At 57.6% G+C, this 19,198-nt stretch carries 16 protein-coding genes and 3 pseudogenes; 5 read left to right on the top strand and 14 right to left on the bottom strand.

Going from position 1 to position 19,198, the window contains the following annotated elements; all coding sequences use genetic code 11:
* On the top strand, positions 1 to 1,568 hold a 1,568-nt coding region (locus tag EN879_RS00355; protein WP_164774288.1), incomplete at its 5' end, for a prolyl oligopeptidase family serine peptidase.
* Positions 1,569 to 1,606: 38 nt separating this feature from the next.
* A complete protein-coding gene (locus EN879_RS00350) occupies positions 1,607 to 2,305 on the top strand; it encodes an OmpW family protein (protein ID WP_063169295.1) in 699 nt (232 codons plus the stop codon).
* Between the two features lie 307 nt (positions 2,306 to 2,612).
* Here the strand turns inward: EN879_RS00350 and EN879_RS00345 are convergent, their stop codons facing one another.
* From EN879_RS00345 to EN879_RS00310, 8 genes and pseudogenes are all read right to left on the bottom strand, one after another.
* Complete coding sequence (locus EN879_RS00345) at positions 2,613 to 2,813, bottom strand: hypothetical protein (protein WP_244514237.1); 201 nt, start codon at positions 2,811 to 2,813, stop codon at positions 2,613 to 2,615.
* A 905-nt stretch (positions 2,814 to 3,718) separates the two neighbouring features.
* A pseudogene (locus tag EN879_RS00335) lies at positions 3,719 to 4,374 on the bottom strand (IS630 family transposase); the annotation flags it as partial.
* A gap of 68 nt (positions 4,375 to 4,442) precedes the next feature.
* Positions 4,443 to 4,677 (bottom strand): annotated as a pseudogene (locus tag EN879_RS00330) (aldehyde dehydrogenase family protein); the annotation flags it as partial.
* A 308-nt stretch (positions 4,678 to 4,985) separates the two neighbouring features.
* Entirely contained in the window at positions 4,986 to 5,234 is a 249-nt protein-coding gene (locus EN879_RS40530; protein WP_063169297.1) for an aminotransferase class III-fold pyridoxal phosphate-dependent enzyme, read from the bottom strand.
* Positions 5,195 to 5,422, bottom strand: a complete 228-nt coding sequence (locus tag EN879_RS40525; RefSeq protein ID WP_263485461.1) for an aminotransferase class III-fold pyridoxal phosphate-dependent enzyme — start codon at positions 5,420 to 5,422, stop codon at positions 5,195 to 5,197. Before EN879_RS40525 ends, EN879_RS40530 begins: the two co-directional genes overlap by 40 nt.
* A 221-nt stretch (positions 5,423 to 5,643) precedes the next feature.
* Complete coding sequence (locus EN879_RS00320; RefSeq protein WP_063169298.1) at positions 5,644 to 7,626, bottom strand: argininosuccinate synthase-related protein; 1,983 nt, start codon at positions 7,624 to 7,626, stop codon at positions 5,644 to 5,646.
* Entirely contained in the window at positions 7,623 to 8,567 is a 945-nt protein-coding gene (locus EN879_RS00315; RefSeq protein ID WP_082826572.1) for a DMT family transporter, read from the bottom strand. The genes EN879_RS00320 and EN879_RS00315 overlap by 4 nt, the downstream gene beginning before the upstream one ends.
* A 657-nt stretch (positions 8,568 to 9,224) precedes the next feature.
* The gene (locus EN879_RS00310; RefSeq protein WP_029354714.1) at positions 9,225 to 9,443 is read right to left on the bottom strand and encodes a helix-turn-helix transcriptional regulator; all 219 of its coding nucleotides are present in this window, start codon (positions 9,441 to 9,443) and stop codon (positions 9,225 to 9,227) included.
* Between the two features lie 109 nt (positions 9,444 to 9,552).
* Between EN879_RS00310 and EN879_RS00305 the strand changes: the two genes are divergently transcribed.
* Complete coding sequence (locus EN879_RS00305) at positions 9,553 to 9,819, top strand: DUF2285 domain-containing protein (protein ID WP_063169299.1); 267 nt, start codon at positions 9,553 to 9,555, stop codon at positions 9,817 to 9,819.
* A 438-nt stretch (positions 9,820 to 10,257) separates the two neighbouring features.
* Here the strand turns inward: EN879_RS00305 and EN879_RS00300 are convergent, their stop codons facing one another.
* Entirely contained in the window at positions 10,258 to 10,491 is a 234-nt protein-coding gene (locus EN879_RS00300; protein ID WP_082826573.1) for a helix-turn-helix transcriptional regulator, read from the bottom strand.
* 115 nt (positions 10,492 to 10,606) lie between these two features.
* On the opposite strand from EN879_RS00300, the gene EN879_RS00295 reads away from it, so the two are divergent.
* The gene (locus tag EN879_RS00295; RefSeq protein WP_063169301.1) at positions 10,607 to 10,888 is read left to right on the top strand and encodes a DUF2285 domain-containing protein; all 282 of its coding nucleotides are present in this window, start codon (positions 10,607 to 10,609) and stop codon (positions 10,886 to 10,888) included.
* Positions 10,889 to 11,326: 438 nt separating this feature from the next.
* A complete protein-coding gene (locus tag EN879_RS00290; protein WP_063169302.1) occupies positions 11,327 to 12,283 on the top strand; it encodes an IS481 family transposase in 957 nt (318 codons plus the stop codon).
* A 175-nt stretch (positions 12,284 to 12,458) separates the two neighbouring features.
* Here EN879_RS00290 and EN879_RS00285 read toward each other — a convergent pair whose 3' ends face one another.
* The 5 genes and pseudogenes from EN879_RS00285 to EN879_RS00270 all read right to left on the bottom strand — a co-directional run bounded on the left by EN879_RS00285 (position 12,459) and on the right by EN879_RS00270 (position 17,944).
* Complete coding sequence (locus EN879_RS00285; RefSeq protein WP_082826574.1) at positions 12,459 to 13,196, bottom strand: LuxR family transcriptional regulator; 738 nt, start codon at positions 13,194 to 13,196, stop codon at positions 12,459 to 12,461.
* An 870-nt stretch (positions 13,197 to 14,066) separates the two neighbouring features.
* Positions 14,067 to 15,473 carry an aminotransferase gene (locus EN879_RS00280; protein WP_063169303.1) on the bottom strand — a complete coding sequence of 469 codons (1,407 nt, stop codon included), beginning with the start codon at positions 15,471 to 15,473 and terminating at the stop codon, positions 14,067 to 14,069.
* A gap of 190 nt (positions 15,474 to 15,663) precedes the next feature.
* Positions 15,664 to 16,084, bottom strand: a pseudogene (locus EN879_RS39645) (transposase); the annotation flags it as partial.
* Between the two features lie 483 nt (positions 16,085 to 16,567).
* Positions 16,568 to 17,074, bottom strand: a complete 507-nt coding sequence (locus EN879_RS00275; protein ID WP_063169304.1) for a TIR domain-containing protein — start codon at positions 17,072 to 17,074, stop codon at positions 16,568 to 16,570.
* 9 nt (positions 17,075 to 17,083) lie between these two features.
* Complete coding sequence (locus EN879_RS00270) at positions 17,084 to 17,944, bottom strand: DUF4231 domain-containing protein (protein WP_063169305.1); 861 nt, start codon at positions 17,942 to 17,944, stop codon at positions 17,084 to 17,086.
* Positions 17,945 to 19,198: the final 1,254 nt, after the last annotated feature.

Raw genomic sequence — 19,198 nt, 5'->3', positions numbered from 1 at the left:
ATGCGCGCACAGTTCGACTGTGGAAGCGTGACGCGGATCCCCTCACCACGCCGGCAATCTTCGAGGCCGGGTTCGAAAGCTTCCAAGTGTCTGGTCATTCGGACCGCACCGGCCGCAGCGAGCGCCTTTGGTTCATCGAGCAGCCGGCCTTCTTCGAGAAGATCAGCTGGATCGGCGATAGGAGCGGGCCGAGGAGGCAGATCGATCTTCCTCGCGACGCGTCGTGGCGGGTCTTCGGCGACTGGCTGGCGGTAAGGCCGCGCAAGCCCTGGACGGTGGGAGGCACCACCCATCCCGCCGACGCGCTGATCGTCATCTCGCTTTCCACTTTCCTCGCCGGCGGACGCCGTTTTGAGACCCTGTTTCAACCAGGGGAAAGGCGCTCCATGCAGTCATTCTTCTGGAATGACGGGAAGCTCATTATCTCTTACCTCGTCAATCTCGCACCGCGTTTCGAGATGTTCACTCCCGGCCACCAGGAATGGACGCGCCGAGTCCTGAACACCCTGCCCGCCGAAGGTACTGTCGACGTCTGGTCATTCGATGCGGCAGTTCACGAGACCAATGGAGAGGTCCTGATCTGTGCTCAGGATCCGATCACGCCGCCGCAGCTCTTGCTGTTCGATCTGAATGCCGCGCCGTCTCTCAGCGCTTCAGCAATCCTGAAGCGCAGCCCGGAGAATTTCGATGCATCCGGACTGGTGGTCACGCGCCACGAGGCAGTCTCTATCGATCATGAGCTGATCCCCTATACGCAGGTTGGTCCGGCGAACGGGAACGGAGATGCTCCGATTCACCTTTCCGCTTATGGCGGGTTCGGCGTATCATTCCTGCCCTACTACAACTCCCCGCTGGGCAAGCTGTGGCTCGAGCGCGGTGGCACGTGTGTCGAGGCGAACATCCGCGGCGGCGGCGAGTTCGGCACCCGCTGGCACGAAGCCGGGCGCAGGGAGGGCAAGCGTCTCGCCCACGACGATTTCGCCGCCGTTGCCTCCGACCTCGTGCGAAGGGGCATCACCCTGCCGAGGCGGATTGCCGCCGAGGGTGGCTCAAATGGCGGCCTGCTGATCGCAAACATGCTGACCCGCTATCCTGAGCATTTCGGGGCTCTGTTCTGCACAGCACCGCTTATCGACATGCGTCGCTACACCAAGCTCTTGGCGGGCGCGAGCTGGATCGACGAATATGGCGATCCGGACAAGGTTCACGATTGGGCTTTCCTGAAGGAAATCTCCGCCTATCACGCCGCAGCGCCGGGACAGCCCTATCCGCCTATCCTGATCGCCACCACGAAACGCGACGACCGCGTCCATCCGGGCCATGCGCGCAAGATGGCCGCAAAACTGCAGGCTCTTGGCTATCCCGCTTACTTCTACGAGGCCAGCGCAGGCGGGCACGGCTGCGGCGAGGACAATCGGGAGCAAGCCGCATTCATCAGTCTAGGCACCAATTTTCTCCGCAGCGCAATCGGCTTCAACGATCACCCTCCGGAGACGGCGGAACGCGTTGCAACGCAAGAGGGGCATTTGAGGTCCATCAACAATTCATTCGAGCAGGAGACGAAATAGTGCAGTGCATCCTTTCTGAACATCAAGGAGTGAATCTCATGGCGAGAACGCGAATGGGCGTAGCGCGGGCAACAGCAGCGGCGGTGGCCCTGATCATGGTGGGACAGCAGGCCGTCGCCGCGGAGCCTGCGCAAGCAGAGACCGTCCTGGCGGAGACGGGAGCCTCGGTCACCGAAGCGCCAATCCCTTGGCAGGTCCGCCTGCGGGCGTTGGGCGTCGTTACGAAAGATCTGGGCTACGTTGATACGCTTCCCGGCTCCGGTCTTTCGTATTCGGACACGGTGACGCCGGAACTCGATATCTCGTATTTCTTCACCGACAACATCGCCGCCGAACTCATACTCGGTACCACTTATGCCAACATCGCGGGCCAAGGGACGATCGGAGGGTTGGGCAACATCGGCAAAGTTTGGCTGCTGCCGCCGACACTCACGTTGCAGTACCATTTTACCGATCTCGGCGCGTTCAAGCCTTATGTCGGCGCCGGCGTGAACTACACGATCTTCTACAACCAGGACACTGGCAGCGCTGATGCTCTCAAGGTGAAGAACACGTTCGGCACGGCGCTGCAGGTCGGATTCGACTACATGGTGGACCAGCACTGGGGCCTCAACTTCGACGTGAAGAAGCTTTTCCTGAAGCCGGACTTCGACGTCACGGTGACCGGCGCGAAGCTGACGGGGAAGGCGGAGCTCGATCCCTGGCTGATAGGCGCAGGTGTCACCTACCGCTTTTGAATATCAGAGTGAAGTCTGCTTCCCGACTGCCGGTTTAAATGAAGGGCGCCTCGCGCGCCCTTTTTTACGGTCGACACTGCAGCGCAAGACCTCATGAAGCTATTGTCGGGCGGGGTTCTCTTCCGGCGGACCAAGAAGATGCACTGGCCAACCGGCCTTGCGCCTGAGGTGGAGTGCTTAGAAGCGCTTTGGATCGGGACGGGCTTTGGTATTGTGGGTGGAATGCTTCAGCCAGACCATTTGCCAGCATCGTCTCCCGGACGTCATGTGTGAGCTTCTTTGTCAGCGCAAGGCGAACACGGATCTCCTAGCAGGCCGTTGAAGAAGTGTCCCGTTTGGCCTTGAGGATTGCCTCGTCGCCGTTGTGATAGAAGGTGATGTCGATGGAGCCGTCGTCGAGCAGTTCAGCATGGCCGTCGCCTGTGACCTCGTCCATTTCGTCGAATCCGACCCATGTGAAGAAGACCGTCGACGGGCCGTAGCCGAGTTCGAGGGTTAGATGAGCCAAACGCCAGTGGGGCGTCCTGGGGACGACGCGCGCGAGATTCTGGTCGTGGTGGCCAGCCCAATACGATGTGAGAAGTTGCTGCCGGTGCGGGTACCGGAGGTCGCCGATAGTGACAGCCGATGTTCGACAGCGGCAAGGACATGCTCAGCCGTCAACGCGCCGAGGGCTTGGCCGGGAATGGTGGTGATGGAACCAATCCAGAAAGCGGCGGCTGCCCAGGAGAACGCCTTCGCGGGACTTTGACTCCAGTCCGCACACCCTGCTCAGATAGTCCGAAAAAGAGGTCAGAAGCGGAGCATCCGGATTATTATCTACACTGGGAACAGAAGCATGGAAGCGTTCTGGAGCCACTCGCCGCGCGTTTACCAGTGCCGACACTGCTCCAAGCTGACTATCTGCCATGACCACCTGCCGAACGTAGTCCGTTGATGCCACCGGTACCCTTCGCGGTCTGCTCCAGCGGGAAGATCGGGTCTGATCGACCCTGCTGACCTGTGCGGCGGCCTCTCTCGCTAGGGCGTCCCCCTTCCTGTCGTCCTCCTCCGCCGCTTTCGGCTGCTTTCGGCCCGCCGCCCTCGCCAAGGCGTCGTAGTCGGTAAGCGCGTCCTCCGTCTCCTTTAGGGGCTTCATCGCGTGACTAGAGTTTAGCGCGTGTTTGTAGGCGGCGGACCGAATGGTCGTCGAAATGCCACTCAGCGCCACCGCAAGATGCCCTAGGGCTTCCGCCTCATGATCTGACAGCGGCACGTCACGATTAGAGCCGATTGCCCTGCCTTCTTCCAGTTTCACAATGTTTGTAGTCATTTCCTGCTCCATCGCGTTGACTGAGATACGATGGAGACGGAAGTGGAGAACAAATTTTTACAAGCAACTAAGATGATATTCTCGTCAACGGGACAATAGTGGACGTTGAGGGCGGCGAACAGGGTGGTGGTGCCGTTGCGCTTGTAGTCGTGCCTCATCGTACCGAGCCGCCCCTTCTTCATCGGCAGGCCGGGTGGGTGCGGTCGAGCGCCGGATCTGGCTCTTTTCATCGACCGACAGAACGATGGCATGGGCCGGCGCATCGAGATAGAGGCCGACGACGGCGCGCAACTTGTCGACGAACTTCGGATCATTGGAGAGCTTGAACCTGGCGCCAGCGGTGGGGTGCGAGACCATGCGCCTTCCAGATGCGCCTGACGGCGCTGGCGCTGATTGCGGCGGCTTGCGCCATCATGTCGGCGGTCCAGTGGGTCCTCTCGCCCGGCGGATCGGCAAGCGTCAGTGCCACGACGCGCTCGCCGACATCGGGACCGAGCGGCGGAATGCGCCACTGTCGCGTCTTGTCGCGCAGCAGCCCGTCACAGCCTTCCGCGGCAAAGCGCTCCTGCCAGCGCCAGACGTCGGTCTTCGACTTGCCGATGCGGCGCATGACCTCGCCGGTGCCGACGCCGTCGGCGGGCAAAAGCACTATCTCGGCGCGCCAGACATGCTTTTGCGGGGCGTTGCGATCCCTGATCAGCGCCGTCAGACGGACGCGATCGGCCGACGAAACGGTGAACGATCTTCCTGTGCGCATGCGCCAGACTCGCACGCGCAGGCCAGAAAGGGAATCTCTGATTGGACTCCTATGTCAGGCGGGAACCACTAGACGCCGAGACCGCCGATGCAGACATGTTTGGTGTCGAGATAATCCACGATGCCCTGGAGGCCGCCTTCCTTGCCGAGGCCCGATTCCTTGACGCCGCGGAACGGCACCTCCGGCGTGGTGATCAGGCCTTCATTGACGCCGGTACTTCAGTCCTTCCATCACGCGGAAGGCGCGACCGAGATCGCCGGTGTAGAAGTAGGCCGCGAGGCCGAACTCGGTGTCGTTGGCGAGCGGCGTGCCCGACCTGAGACATGGGTGACGTTTTGTACCGGACACGGATGAAGTGCACCCCTCGGGTGAGCGTTTGCTCGATAATATCCACTGAAGTGAAGCAGTCGGTCTTAATGCTGGAACTCATGCCACCCGACCGACCCGGGAATTCGCAGCAGCGGCGCCGTCGAGTGCAGAACGAATGCCGTCAACCAAGGGGTCGATCTCGCTTTCGGTGATTATATAGGGCGGACAGATTCCAAGCACTTCTCCCATATTGCGGATCATGACGCCGTGCTCGCGGCACCGCCGCTCGACATCGCCGATCCTCAGCTCGGGCGCGAAGACGCGACGGGCGCACGATCCTCGACGATCTGAACCCCCGCGATGAAGCCGCGGCCGCGGGCTTCACCGACAAGCGGATGGTCGCCGAGCGCGTCCGCGAGGGCTCCATGCAAGTGATCGCCGAGACGACGCGCCTGGGTCACGAAATCGATCTCGCTGTAGATCCTGATCGCCTCGGCGGCGACGGCCGCTATCACCGGATGACCGGAGTAGGTGAAACCGTGACCGAACACGCCGACCTTGTGGGCCTCGTCAGCGGCGCATTGATAAATCTTGTCGAGATAATGACGCCGCCAATGGGCAGGTGACCGGATGAAAGCCCCCCGGCGATCGAGAGCATGTCCGGTTCCATCCCAAATGTCTGGCTACCAAACCAGTTCCCGGTGCCTCCGAAGCCGCAGACCACCTCGTCGGACAGCATGAGGATAATTTCTCACTTTCTTGCGAAGATCGGGGGTGTCCACGGTCATTCGTATTACGCGAGATCCGCGAGGCCAAAAACCATCATACCAGAGAGGCGAAACTGCTATCTAGGTGTTTAGATGCAAGAAATTAATCCTGCATTGTTCCCGCACCAGGAACACCCGAGAGGATACCAAGCAGTATTGAACCTTGTTGAAAATGCTCTCGGCGCGCTGGGCGTTATAATTTCTCGAAGGCGATCACAAGGACGTCGCGATAAGCGTACGGCATTTTCAGGTTTTCGGCCACAATCGACGATACATCGTGAAAGGTTTCGCGGTCGTTGCAGATCACAAAATCATTCGGGGAGTTCATTTCGACCTCGCCGAGGAACTCCTTTGAGGCGTCGGTGATCATGCTCATGCCGCCGGTGACGTTGACCCGCCCAATCATATAGCAAGCAATGAAGTCCACCCCGTCCTGGTGAAGGCCCTCGGGTGCCGGTTTGCCATTTACACCATCGCGCGCGACAATCCGGTAGGGATGGATCTTGATATTCCAACGATCATGTCGGGCGGCTTCACATAGAATTCTGCAGAAACCTGTCAGAATCTTTTCTAAGACGGGATGGTCTATAAAGGAGTTTTCAAGGGGCTCGAAGTGGCGCTTGAAGCCGCCATTCAGATGATTGACACTTTTTGATTGTTCGTAGGGGGCGTGGGGTAGGAGCCTAAAGATTCCGTCAGTCGCGTCATATTCAAAAGCGCTATAGCGCCGGTAACGATATGTTCCGCCGTCACGCATGTATTCATCGAGAAGAAGTCGATTCCAATGGTCAGCAAAGTTCTTCCAGGCTGCATCAATTTCGATGCCAAAGCAGGCTTCGGCGCGCTCGCCTTTTGAAAACCACCATCCATTTGTCACCAGACCGTCAGTGCATTGTTGACTGAGGTTGGCCGGCGCCTGGGGTGCGTTGTTTTCCACGGGTGTCTCCCTTTTGGTGACTTGGCGAGGACGGAACGCTTTGGACAACGCTATGTGGGTTGCGGCTTGGTATTCCCAAAGGTCGCGGTCCCTAATGTATCTCGGCGTCCTGGCTCGGATCGACCGAGGTAAAAAGCGTGTGTGATCGACTATGTAGCTGACGCTCCCGCTAACGCCCTCGAGGGCGGATGCAATGGCCCGTTCGCACATCTGGTGAATAGTACTGCCCCATGCACCTGAAACCGCCTCTTGGGACCAGGCTTGCTCAAGCCCTTGCTTCAAAACGATTGATGCCACGTCAAGAGAAGCGGTTTCGAGGTGACGCAGCGCGTCGAAGATAATGGCCGCGGCAGGGGCCTCGCGGACTTCGAGAACCTTTTGGCCGGTTGTGATGTGTTCAAGCCCGACAAAGCGGCCGTGCCCGAATTTGCCGACCGTGTTATTCAGGAACGGGATTGCGTCGACCAATGCAACATCACGGTCATCAATTGACACGAGACTTCCGTCTGCAAACCCGAGTTTGATCTCTACCGGCTGCTCTGCGGGAATGTGGCGCGTCCAAGCAAATGCCTCCTCGGGGATGGAAAAGTTCTCGGGATCTTCCAAAGGCCCCGACTCGAATTCCCGACACCAGAGGTTTTCGTCCGCGCTCCACGTGCGGTCCGCCACAAAAGTCGCTCCACACTTGGACAGGTCGGAGGTCTTCTGTTGTCGGGATATCACAGAGCATTCATACGGACTGCCGAAGTTGCCGGAAAATCCTGAGCGCTTAATGCTATTGTTAAGGCGCGGAAGACTGTTTTGAGAAAGGTTTGCTGTATGAAGAACCAGCCGTGAGTTGATTGACCTAGCATGATTAACAACCAAAGATGCGATTATGGGACGGCTCAACGAACTGCTCAACGGATAGATGCCAAGGTACTTGGCGTGGGCTCGAATGGCTGATTTCACGCCTTGTTCGACAAAGGCATCCCGCCCTTCGAGGCAGACAAAGCGCGCGCCGAACATGGCTGCCGTCCGTTCCAACAAAGGCTGATCGATGCGCGTTCCGACATCCGCTGCGACAGCTTCAATGTTCGCAAAGCCAAGGCTTTGCAGCTTGTAGAGAAGATAGGTGCTGTCGAGACCGCCGCTGAACATGGTTGCAACTGGTGCGGTTCGGTCCGGAAAAGCCTCCAGATCTTCAAAACTCGAAATGCCGCCGATGGCGGGTTTGGTGGAAGCCAAGATGGGGTTCATTTGGATGTCCTGCTCTCAAACCAGATGCCAGCAAACGTCGCAGCGAGGACGAGGCCTGCGCCTATCAAGCTCGGTACTGTCAAAGGCTCATTCAGAAGAAGGTGCGCTAGAACGAAACCAAAAAAAGGTTCTGTTCCCATCAAGAAGCCAACCCGTGTCGGTGTGGATTTTCTCACTGCGGCATTTTGAATGTAGAATGCAGCGAGGGTGCAGAAGAGTGCAAGGAAGGCAACAGCGCCCCAAAACTGAAGGGTGGCCCTCACAACAAGGCCTGAAATTCCGAACTGAGCGACGGCCAAAACGAAAGTAAGTGTTGCCACCGTCGATCCTTGGATGGCCGTCAGGGCTGCAGATGAAATCTGCCGGCCGGCCAGAAGGCGTTTGGTGGAAACGACCATAACCGCTCGCAGAATCGCGGCCCCCAAGACAAGCGCGTCACCCGGGCTGAACCTGCTGATCCCGCCAGTGAGAATGCCGACACCGATGCACGCTATGGCAGCACTTGCCAAAATGCCCGTAGGTGGAAGTCGCCGTGATAGCCCATAGTCGATGCTCGGCGTGAAAATCACACAAAGCGATATGATCAAGGCCGTGTTCATTGCGCTTGTCGATGCAACGCCGTAAGTTTCAGCAATAAAGATGCAAAAAAGTATTGTTCCCAATGCGAAGCCGCGGATGAAATCGCCCCAGGAGACCAATGCGATCTCATGTCTTGCAGCCACTGCCGTAATGATCGTAGTAATCAGGAAGCGATAAAGAACAAGTATCGAAACCGGCGCGTAGAACAGTGCGCCTTTCCCGACCGGATAGCTCGCCCCCCAAACGAATGCGACTCCCAGCAAGGCTAGATCCACCGAGAAAGATGGCGTCCGTGTTTTCCTGACAGGTATTGGAGAACTTTCGAAAACGTCCACCTTCAAAGTTTCCTTTGTGTTAGCCATCCACCCCTGCTGCGAGGGTCAAACAGATCAGGTCGTTCAGCCTCTTGGGCGATCCGTGCCGCGGCGTACTTGTTTTTGGTAACGCAAGTGCCGTGCCGATTCGGAAAACCATTGCTAGACAACAACCTGGTCGCCTTGATAGTTCGGCGGTTCATGTCCATTGTTGTCAGAATGCCGACAATGACTTCAACTGCAGGGATCCTACCGGCAGGGCCTCAAGGCGAACACGCGGCTCCAAGATGCCGACACGATGGCTGGTTCAGCCATGCTTCGACAGTTGCCTGTTTTTTCAGTTCCTTTGCTGTTCGTGCGCTAACCGCAACGCTCCATACTAGTCTCGCGTGGCTGTCCCCGTGGGGTGGGCGGCAGAAAGCGATTAGGCCCGCTGAAAGAGGCGAACCGCATCCGAAGGATCGTAACCAAGAGAAGGACCTGAAGCGAGAGCGAAGGTTGCGGGAGGCCGCGGCGGGCCTAAAAGGCAATGCCGACCGCCCCAGGAAAGGCTGACAAAAACCGCAGCGGCCGACTGTCCAATAGGGTGCGCCGGGCCAGGGCGAGCCAAATGGCAGGGGCTGCCGGGGGACCCTAAGAAAAGCCTGGGTTCACGAGCACCCGGCGCGCGCCATCAGGCGGCCAGCTACTTGGAGGGCGGGTGTATCATGCCTGTTTGTCGGGCCGAACCAGATCCATGTGGCTGACGCCGAGGGCCAATGCCAGTTCATAGATCGTGATAATTGTCGGATTTCTTCGGCCTTTCTCCAAGCCGCTGATGTACTGCTGACTGAACCCGGAAATCTCCGCAAGCTGCTCCTGCGTCAGGCGCTTCCTTTGCCTGATCCTCTGCACATTCCGTCCGACCAACTTGCGCATATCCATGCACGCAAGCCAGCGGATCAGGCGGCTTGAGTTTATCAACTATAATATGTAATCCACATTTAGCAGGCACAGGGCTTCGCGGGTCCATTGGCCGGAGATAGAATTAGCGATGTTGCAGCCCAGATCGAACACGCCGTTCGCCGACGAGGTCCCCTGGTCGGACCGCATTACAGCCTACGACAAGGACCACTTTACAACCTATATGAGGCTCCTGGACGCCTCGGCCGACAACGCCACTGAAGAGGAAATGGCCAAAGTGATCCTCGGCATTGATCCGGCACGCGAACCTGAGCGCGCACGCAACGTTCTTCGCAGTCATCTCGACCGTGCAAACTGGGTGGTGACGAGCGGCTACAAGGATTTGTTCGCCAGTTGACGAAATGGGCGGTGCGGTCGCTTCGCTTCAAGCAACGAAGTCGCGCAACCGCCATGCATCGACGTATCACCACAGCGCGGATGGCCCAGCGCTTCGCTGTCTCATCATTTTGTCCTCCGCTCGCCAATGGCTGCTTCCCAGGAATGGGTGCGGCGGCGAATCATGACAGGAACGGGTCCGCCGTCTGAGCCGCACCGCATCCGAAGGGCCGGATGGACAACCTACTGAAAGCTCACAGCTGGCTAAGGGTTGCGGGACGCCGCGGCGGGCCTAGAAGGATGCGGCGCCACCTGCTGAGAAAGGCACAAAACAGAGCGAATTGCGAGAGTCTAACGACGCGCTAGGAGGCGCAGCGGAATGGTCGAGACGCCAGAGCCAAGAAAATCGGGGCTCGACCCACCGGCACACGGCACGCGCGGTGATGGGCGCGGGCGCCCACTACGTGCGCAGGCTCAACAGAATCTCACACGGATCAGCATCGAGGGCCGCAGTTACGTCGAGAAACTCAATGACATCGAGACGCCGTTCGCCACCCTCATATTTCGCCACGAAAGATTGCGGACGACCAAGCTTCTCAGCCACCTGCGCCTGCGTCAGCCCTTTGACATTGCGCAGTGAGATCAACTGGGCCAGAAACCGCTGGTGGCGGGGAGATCGAAGAGATTTGGGCATTTAGGTGAACCGGCAGGTAGAGACCGGCTCAGCGACTAATCCCCGTTTCGGATTATCCCATTTTGGGATATTCTGCCTTGGATCCAGCGATCAACATGCGAGGTTCGCGGCAGACATGAATCAATCAACGGGAACAGATAGGACTCAAAGCTCAACACTGCTCGACGAAGTCCCTTGGTCTGACCGTCTTACCGCCTACGACAGGGCGCACTTTACCATCTATATGAGGCTCCTGGACGCCTCAGCCGATGAGGCGCCCGAAGAGGAAATGGCCCAACTGATCCTCGGCATTGATCCGGCACTTGAACCGGAGCGCGCCAGGAAGGCGCTTCGTAGTCATCTCGACCGTGCGAACTGGATGGTGACGAGCGGCTACAAGGAATTGTTCGCCAGCTGACAAATTCGCAGTGCTCGGTCATAGAAGCGTTCCTGTGCCATTGGTCAGGCTGATCGGGGCCTGCACCACAGACGCGCCGGCAAAATGGACCCGGTGGCGAGCACAATTCAGTTCCCAGGAAATCGGGGTTTGGCAACTGTCCGAGCGTCTGACGTGATAGAAGGTTCCGCTCTGTCTGGATGGGTATTAGCCCGGAGCAGCACTCCATATCGTACCGGCGCTCGACGAAGGGTCCACCTCTTCGCTTTCAAGCCGCATAACCGATAGCCATCGCCCTAAGTCAAGGGTTAGAGATTACCGGCAGGCAGGTATGCAAGCGGGCCATCCTCGGAAACTATATAACCGCACGACTAGCTGTGAGCTTTCGGGAGGTTGTCCATTCGGACCGGACCGGGGAGACTGGAGTTACCAAGCTTCAGCACTCACCGGAGGGTCCGAATGAACATCCATAAGAATGCCCGTCTCACACCGCTGCGTCGAGAGGAGATGGCGCTGTCGGTGATAGAAGGCGCTTTCTCCAAAGCCCATGCGGCGCGTGTCTACGGCGTGTCGGCCAAGATCGTGGCGCGCTGGGTCGAGCGCTACAAGTCCGAAGGGCGGGCCGGCATGATCGACCGTTCCTCGCGGCCCGCCAATATGCCGCAGGCCACCGCTGCGTTGATCGCCGAGCGCATCATGGCGCTGCGGCGGCAACGTTGGACCGGCAAGCACATCGCCCATGAGGTCGGCGTCTCGCCCGCCACCGTTAGCCGGGTTCTCAAGCGTGCCGGACTGTCGCGGTTGCGGGATATCGAACCGGCCGAGCCGATCCGACGCTACGAGCGCGAGCATCCTGGCGAGATGATCCATATCGATATCAAGAAGCTCGGTCGTTTCGAGCGCATCGGTCATCGCATTACCGGCAAGCGCACCGGCAATGCCAGCTCGCGCGGCAGCAGTTGGGAGTTCGTCCATGTCTGCATCGACGACGCCTCCCGCATCGCCTTCTCGCAGATCCTGCCCGACGAGAAAAAAGAAAGCGCCATCGCCTTCCTCAAGGCGGCGGTGGCCTACTACGCCAGCCTCGGCGTCACGATAGCCCGCGTCATGACCGACAACGGCTCCTGCTACAGATCAAAGGCCTTCGCCAAGGCCTGCCGCGATCTCGGCCTCAAGCACGTCAGGACAAGACCCTATACACCCAAGACCAATGGCAAGGCCGAGCGCTTCATCCAGACAGCACTGCGCGAATGGGCTTATGCCATCGCTTATCCGACTTCAGATCACCGCGCCGCAGAGTTGCCGGTCTGGCTGCACAGATACAATTGGCACCGTCCCCACGGGAGCCTAAAGTCCAAAACACCTATCAGTCGCCTCGCTCTAACCGAGGACAACCTGTTGAGGCTCCACAACTAGCTCGTCAGCGACGACACACCCGCTCGAGCACCCATAGACTATGATCACCGGCGCGGACTGGAAGAATACGGCTGCATCGCCCGAGCCGGCGGAACAGAAGATCTCGGCATCCAGTCAACGCTCGATACAAAGCGCGCGATCGAATGGCCCGAGCACAAGGGGATCAAAAAGCTTCTCAGACAATTGAGGACCCTTCGGACCCCAAAAGGGCTATAGCCTGATTTTGGGTTCGCACGCCTAGCTTCTTCTTGGCATTGTCCAAATGAAAAGCGATCGTGCGTGGCTTGATACCCAAGATGCGGCCGGTCACCCAGGCTGAATTACCCCGCGCTGCCCACCTCAGGCACTCATATTCGCGGGATGTCAGCGAAACCCCATCCACTGTTCGATCGCTCGGCAATTTGCGGCGAACGCAACGATGAAAGCAGGCCGCCATCAGTTGAAGAGCTTGTTCGTACCGCTCAGCGACCCGAAGAAATACTGGACGAGGCTCATCGGCGGCAAAAGTAACCGCAGCGATGCGGCCGCGGAGATCGACAATTGGGATCGTCAAACCGCAGCAGATGCTGAATTGAGCCGCCTCATCGAATAGCTGCTGTTGAGCCGGCGACATTTTATCGCCTCCCAAATTCGATCCCCAGTGAAACGGGCAGCCGCCATTTCGAGCACGCAAGACCACAGGATCGAGTTTCTCATACTGATTTTCCAGATACTGTCTGGTCCAGCGGGGTGGATAGTTTGAAATTAACCTCGGTTTGCCGGAAGGCCGTGCTGGCAAGGAGAGGTAGGCAAAGAAGATTAGGTCAAGTCGTCCGGCCGCCTCAGCCATGGCATCCCGGAAATCTGCCTCATCGATACTCTGTGACAGTCTTTCAAGGAATGTCTCGAAAACAAGTGGCATGTGCCTCGTCATCGTCGCGCTCGATTCTTCCTCTTTCTGCACGCCTTCCGGCTGCGTCGTGTATGTCCCGACAAACGTGATTGAATTCGCGGGCGTCGCTGGGCTGACCGGGCTCCAGAATGCTGCCACACTTTCGATCTTCGTCGGTCATCCCAATCATGCTGGGCTCACCCGATGGGCGTCTGGCAGACGCCTCATGATCTCAACAGCTCAATCAGAGAATCTCCATGCATTAAATCATGACCGCCCCTGCACCGACCAAATCAGGAGAAATCATCCTGCGCTGACCAAAAGCCATCATTGACCCCAGCTTTTGCAGGAATTTGGGTCGGCATTAGCATAACAATTCGGATAGCCGCTCATCCCCCACCCGGGGCGCCGTGATCCGCAAAGAAGTGTTGCGATGCTTTCTTTTCTTTGATAGGCAAATCGTCTCAACAATATTAAAATGCCTTTCCTTGTGAACGGGGTGGCGTGTGAGTATCGTCCTTCTATATACCTGACGTGATAAAATTCACCGCAATGATTATGGCCCGCTGCAATGATGTAAAGGGCACGTCTAAGCTCAATCTGCATCGGAACGTGCAGATGACCTTTACCAGACCCTCGATCCCGCACGGGCCATAATGATACTGATTACGTGGGTCAAAAAGGGCGCCCTGCCGGCGGGGAGGTACACCCGCAGGGCGCGCCGCACAGAGGTCCTGGTCGTTGGGCAACAGGACAGCGGCGGCAGAACTGATTCGGTTACAAATCGTGACTGAAATAGCCCGGAGCATGCTCAAGATCAGATATCTGGAATTCAACAGTTTTGGGTCTGCTCGGCGCAGTAGCGCGCAGGGACATGCCTGCCTCCGGACTCGCTCCTTCGCGATCGCAAAATCATACGGCACCCTCGGCCTTCAGCGCGCGATAGGTGGTATCGACCGACTTTACCGTCGCGTCGACAATGATGTCGATCTCTTTTCGGGTAATGATCAGGGGGGGGGCATAACCGAGGATGTCGCCATGCGGCATGGCCCGTCCGATGACACCATTCTCAAACAGAGCAGCTGCAGTGCGCACCCCGACCTGAAGGTCGGGTTCGAATGGTATCCTTTGTTTTGGGTCCCGCATCATCTCTACGGCCGACAGGATACCCACTCCGCGAACTTCACCAACGATGGGATGTCCCGCCAGCTCGGCCTTCATCCGGTCTTGCCAATACGGTCCAACATCGCGGACATGCTCCAGAATATTTTTTTCTTTAAGCAGTCGAATATTGGCGAGCGCGGCTGCGGCACAAAGCGTGTGCCCCGAATATGTCCAGCCGTGGCCGAGTGCGCCGTGCTTCTCAGTTCCTTGTTCCAAAACCGACCAGACACGGTCGCCAATGATTGACCCGGAGATGGGGAGGTAGGCGGAACTCAAACCCTTTGCGATGGTCACGAAATCCGGACGCATGTTATACAGGTGGGAACCGAACTTCTCGCCGGTTCGCGCGAAGCCACAGACCACTTCATCCGCGATTAGAAGGATATCGTATTTGTCGAGCACCGCTTGAATGGACGTCCAGTACCCTTTGGGGGGCGGCACAATACCTCCTGTCCCAAGTACCGGCTCTCCGATAAAAGCTGCAACCGTTTCCGGTCCTTCGGCCAGGATCAAGGCTTCAAGCTCATCGGCACAGCGCCGGGAGAACGCTTCCTCGCTCTCCTCGACACGCGCCTGGCGGTAATAGTGCGGCGTGGTTGTATGGCGCACCAAATCCAGAGGCAGGTCGAAGAAATTGTGAAAGAAGGGAAGGCCAGTTAGGCTACCCGTGACCAATCCAGACCCGTGATAGCCGCGATTTCGCGAGATGATCTTTTTCTTTTCGGGCCGGCCAAGAATGTTATTATAGTACCAGACCAGCTTGATGTTGGTTTCGTTGGCATCGGAACCGGAGAGGCCGAAATAGACCCTTCGCATGTTCTGACCGAAATACTCGACCACGGCCTCTGCCAACAGGGCGACCGGCTCCGTACCTTGGCTGGCATAGACGTGCGCGAACGGCAATTCGTGTGCTTGCCTGGCAATGGCCTCGGCGATCTCCGTGCATCCATATCCCATGTTGACGCAGTAGAGTCCTCCGAAACCGTCGAGGCTCCTTCGGCCTTCGGTGTCCCAGATATAGACGCCTTCCGCACCGGCCATAATCCTATTTGGCGTTTCGCCTCGGCTGTGCTTGGCCAGATGCGTAGAAGGATGGAAGACGAAGCTTCTATCCTTCTCCCGGAGTTGCTCGGTTCCCAGATTGCTCAAGCGCATGTCCCTCTCCTCGCGATAAATTGGCGGAGGGCACTCGGCCAGCCACCTGTTTAGCAAATAGCATACCGGAAACGTCCCTTGAGTTTCTCGGGAATGCAGGTTATTCGCCGTGAAATTCGCGGGATCGGCCCGAATTGCCGTGAAAACTAAGGCGTCACCTTCGCCTTAGCCGAGGGTCGGGGGCGCGTCCTGCAAACACGAACAGCTTACGACGCGCATGCGCCCAGCATAGTGCCCGATTAGCGGGCGATATTGACGGATGAATAGCGCTCGGGACGCTGTTCCCGCCGGCCGCGCGAGGCACGATAGAGCGCCGGCGGCCATGTTCCGCCGAACTGCCGGTCATCCCTTACATTCTGACGGTCCGGATCGGTCTTGCCCTTCCCAAGGGTGGTAATGAGGTGATCAGGGGCAAAGCACATTCGCCTCGATCAGCAGGCAGCGGGTTCCGTGCCGCGGCACAGGCTCCAACCTGGTTGGCCAGCGCTGAGAGGCTGAGGTCGTGCCCTCGCGCATATTGATAGCTTTGGCGGTGCGGCGGCTGGTGCTCGGCAGACTTCTCGAAGGAGCATAGCCAGAAGGTTCGGCCCGGCAAAGACGCGCGGCGAGAGCTCCTTGCCATTGACATCTTGATTCGCAGCCGACCAGCGCCGCCAAGTTCTATCGTCAGCGTGTTGCCTTTCTTGCGATCGCAAATTCGTGGTTGCTGCGCAGGGCGAGCCGAGCTGCGGCTCGCAGGAGGGGGCGAGCCGACAGAATTGCGCGGCCTGAAAAGCTGCCTCCATCAATGCTGGCCGCTCGTGCAGTCTCGAAACGCTGGATCAAGCCTCAAACATCGAACAGCCGCTCCTTTTCCTCGCGAAACCAGCGCCCTCGCGCGACATGATCTTGTCTGACGATCCGACGCTTCGAGCGGGGCTCCTCTAATAGGTTGCACATGACCTGCAGCTTTCAGCCAAACTCAGCAAATCGGACGTCGTGCTCTTCTTATCATCGCTCGGCAAGCTCGGAACACGCTGGCGGACGTTGCTAAGGCTAGTCGCCGCCAGCGGATGGCGAGGATGTTTGGGCGGCTAAGTGCTTTTAGGTGGCGATTATAAGCCGAGATCGCGATAGGTGCTTTCGCCATAGCTCCTGGCGCCATCGCCACGCTGAGCGTTTGAAAGCCGATGAAATTCGCTCGGCCAATTGGCTAGCGCGTGCTTGATGGCCTTCATCTTGAACGGCACGTGCACAACACATTTGTCCCTGATGATAGGCGGACAGCTCACATCTTGTTGCCGCGAGCCGTTAAGGTTTGCTGCGATTATCGGCAGACCTAGATCAAGAGCCAATTCCATTTCCCAGCGCACGAAGCGAAAAAGGTTTTTCGTCTTCTCACCGATCAGGACAAGTACCTGGCTCGATCCATTCATTCTGTTGCGAAGATTGCGTTTAACATAATCTTCGTCCTGTGCTCGGCTCGTCATATTGTCCAGATCGTGAGCGTTCGCGAATTCAAAACTCACATTCTCGCTGGCGTTCCACCCTTTCATAAAGCGGTATGCCCAAGCGTCTTCATCGCCGTCAAATATTACATAGGTCGGATCGCTGTATGCCATTGTTGTCTCTTAGTTGTTTTGACGAGCAACCCACTGGGTGTGCTCCCGTGAGAAAGCCAGTTCGGCTTCGTTCACCGCGGCGGAGAATGCCTCATCCGAGTTGGCGTCCGTAATAAGGTCGGCAGTCAAGCCGATCTCGTGAGCTGTCAACGTGTAAGCCGATGCCAATTCGTTAAATTTCTTGATCTGGGTCCACCCAATAAGGGAGGCGGCGATGACAATTAGCGGCTCGGTCGGCCAGCCTGGCATCGCGGGGTCAGCGATGCGTACTACGATGAACGAGAATCCCAGAGCGTATGCAAAAATACCAAGGCCCATCCAGACTTTCGCGGACCTCTTGTTCGAGCGCGCCTTCTTCTCGTACCACTTCCGTTGGTCGCAGATTCGTCTCTGCAGATATAGGTCTTTTCTTTCTTTTAGCGGGGAGTCCCTTATCGACATCATCTGGTCGGTTGTTTGGGGGGATGCTGAATCGGTGCCGCTCAACGCGCTACCAAGGTGACGATTGCTATCAAGGATACCTTCCATGAGCTTTCGAAAATCAGCTCTGGCGTCAGCGGCGCGCGCGTCATCGAACGGCTGTGCTCGCATCGCGAAGCGCCAAGTCAATGTCTTCACCGACTCTGCCAGAGCTCGAGCCTGATACCAGACCTGCTCGGGCTTTGTGACCGACCGGAAAATGAGGACTCCCATTGAGCAAAGAAATACCGCAGCATAGACACCGAAATAGGCTTTTGATGGCGACAAGTCCAAAGAGAGCACCGACGCTAAAAAAAGAAGAACGTACTCTGCCCGGATCAGGCGCAGAAACGTCGCCTGCTGCTCGTTGGATGCCACGTCGGCGCTATTATAGAGTCCAGGATATTTCATTTTTGAAGCACACCAGTCTATTTTGTGGCGGTAAATTCTTTAAGCCAGGATTTGGCAAACGTGAGGTTAGCAGTCGAGCTTACAGAGCCTATTCTTGAGCGAGGCGCGGTCCCTCTGTTCATAAACAGGAATGCAGGTCCTGTCCCATCAATGTAAGGGTATAGGCCCAAAAATTCTTGCCCGGAGAATGTTTCCGAAGAATTTTTTGCCACGGGCAGAACCGCTACCGCGGTCCGAAACCCATCGAAAAAGCCAAGCTCCCAAGGCATCCATCTGGATCCTGGAGAATTGTTTGAATGCACATAGATTAGCGTCTTTGACTGCCTCATACGGGTCCGCAGCAACTCGGCGGTGGCCGAGGAGACTTTTGTGCGGTCCAGTTGTGAATCTTCGACCCAATCTACGTAAGCAGTGAACCCAAGCTCCTCGAAAATTCGCTTCACACCGAGAACGATCTCTGCGTCCTTGAAAGAATGTGACAGAAAAACGTCGAATGACGATCTGGCTGTAGCTGCGGCCGTCTCTTCCTTTAGAACGATCGATGCGGCTCTATGTCCTCGACTGGCATTCGCAACTCTTTTCAGCTCTGCCTCGGTCAGTAGCACTATTCAAATCCCCCCATGATCTGTTCGCAATCTATGAACTTGACGCCCATTCGATTAAGCGACCCTTGTCTTGTGAAAACTGGCACCATGCTCTCCAGCCGGTAGCGCAACCTCCACCTTCTCAAAGACCACGTCGGGTGGCAGGAGTGACCGGCCTTGTCACCCACCTACGCGATCCCGGCACAGCCATGCTCCTCGCTTAGAAGGCTGCGGAGACCAGCAATGTCAAACAGGACAGACGATCTCCTAATCTCGAACAGCAACGAACTTAGGACGTAAAAACGCGATCTCCGAATGTCCGCAGGCGTCGAGGGCCGGGTTGGTCGCCAAGGCCGAGCGGGCCAGCTTGCACTCCCGCTACCCGTCGGCTTGCCAAACCCTCGCTGTAGATTTCGCCCCCTACACGGATGCGCTGACCGCGACTAAGCTCAATCGCCACTGATCGCCAATCCAGGGCGAAAGTTCCCCCCTTGAAGTAGCGGTAGAGGCATTTTTCGGCACTTCGCATCTTAGATATGGACGCCTCCTCAACCAGGCACGATCCGGTTTGGCTTCTCGCCGTAACCGTGCTGGGCAAGTGCGTCCGATGGCTGCTTCGATCCTCTCCTGGAATAGATCGGTTCCAGATTGCTCAAGCGCATCGTCCTTG

Origin of the sequence: Mesorhizobium sp. M7A.F.Ca.AU.002.02.1.1 (assembly GCF_003998535.1) — a bacterium.
In the GTDB taxonomy this organism is placed as follows: Bacteria; Pseudomonadota; Alphaproteobacteria; order Rhizobiales; family Rhizobiaceae; genus Mesorhizobium; species Mesorhizobium ciceri.
Note: the sequence above shows the minus strand (reverse complement) of the source record. Positions and strands in the feature narration are given on the sequence as shown.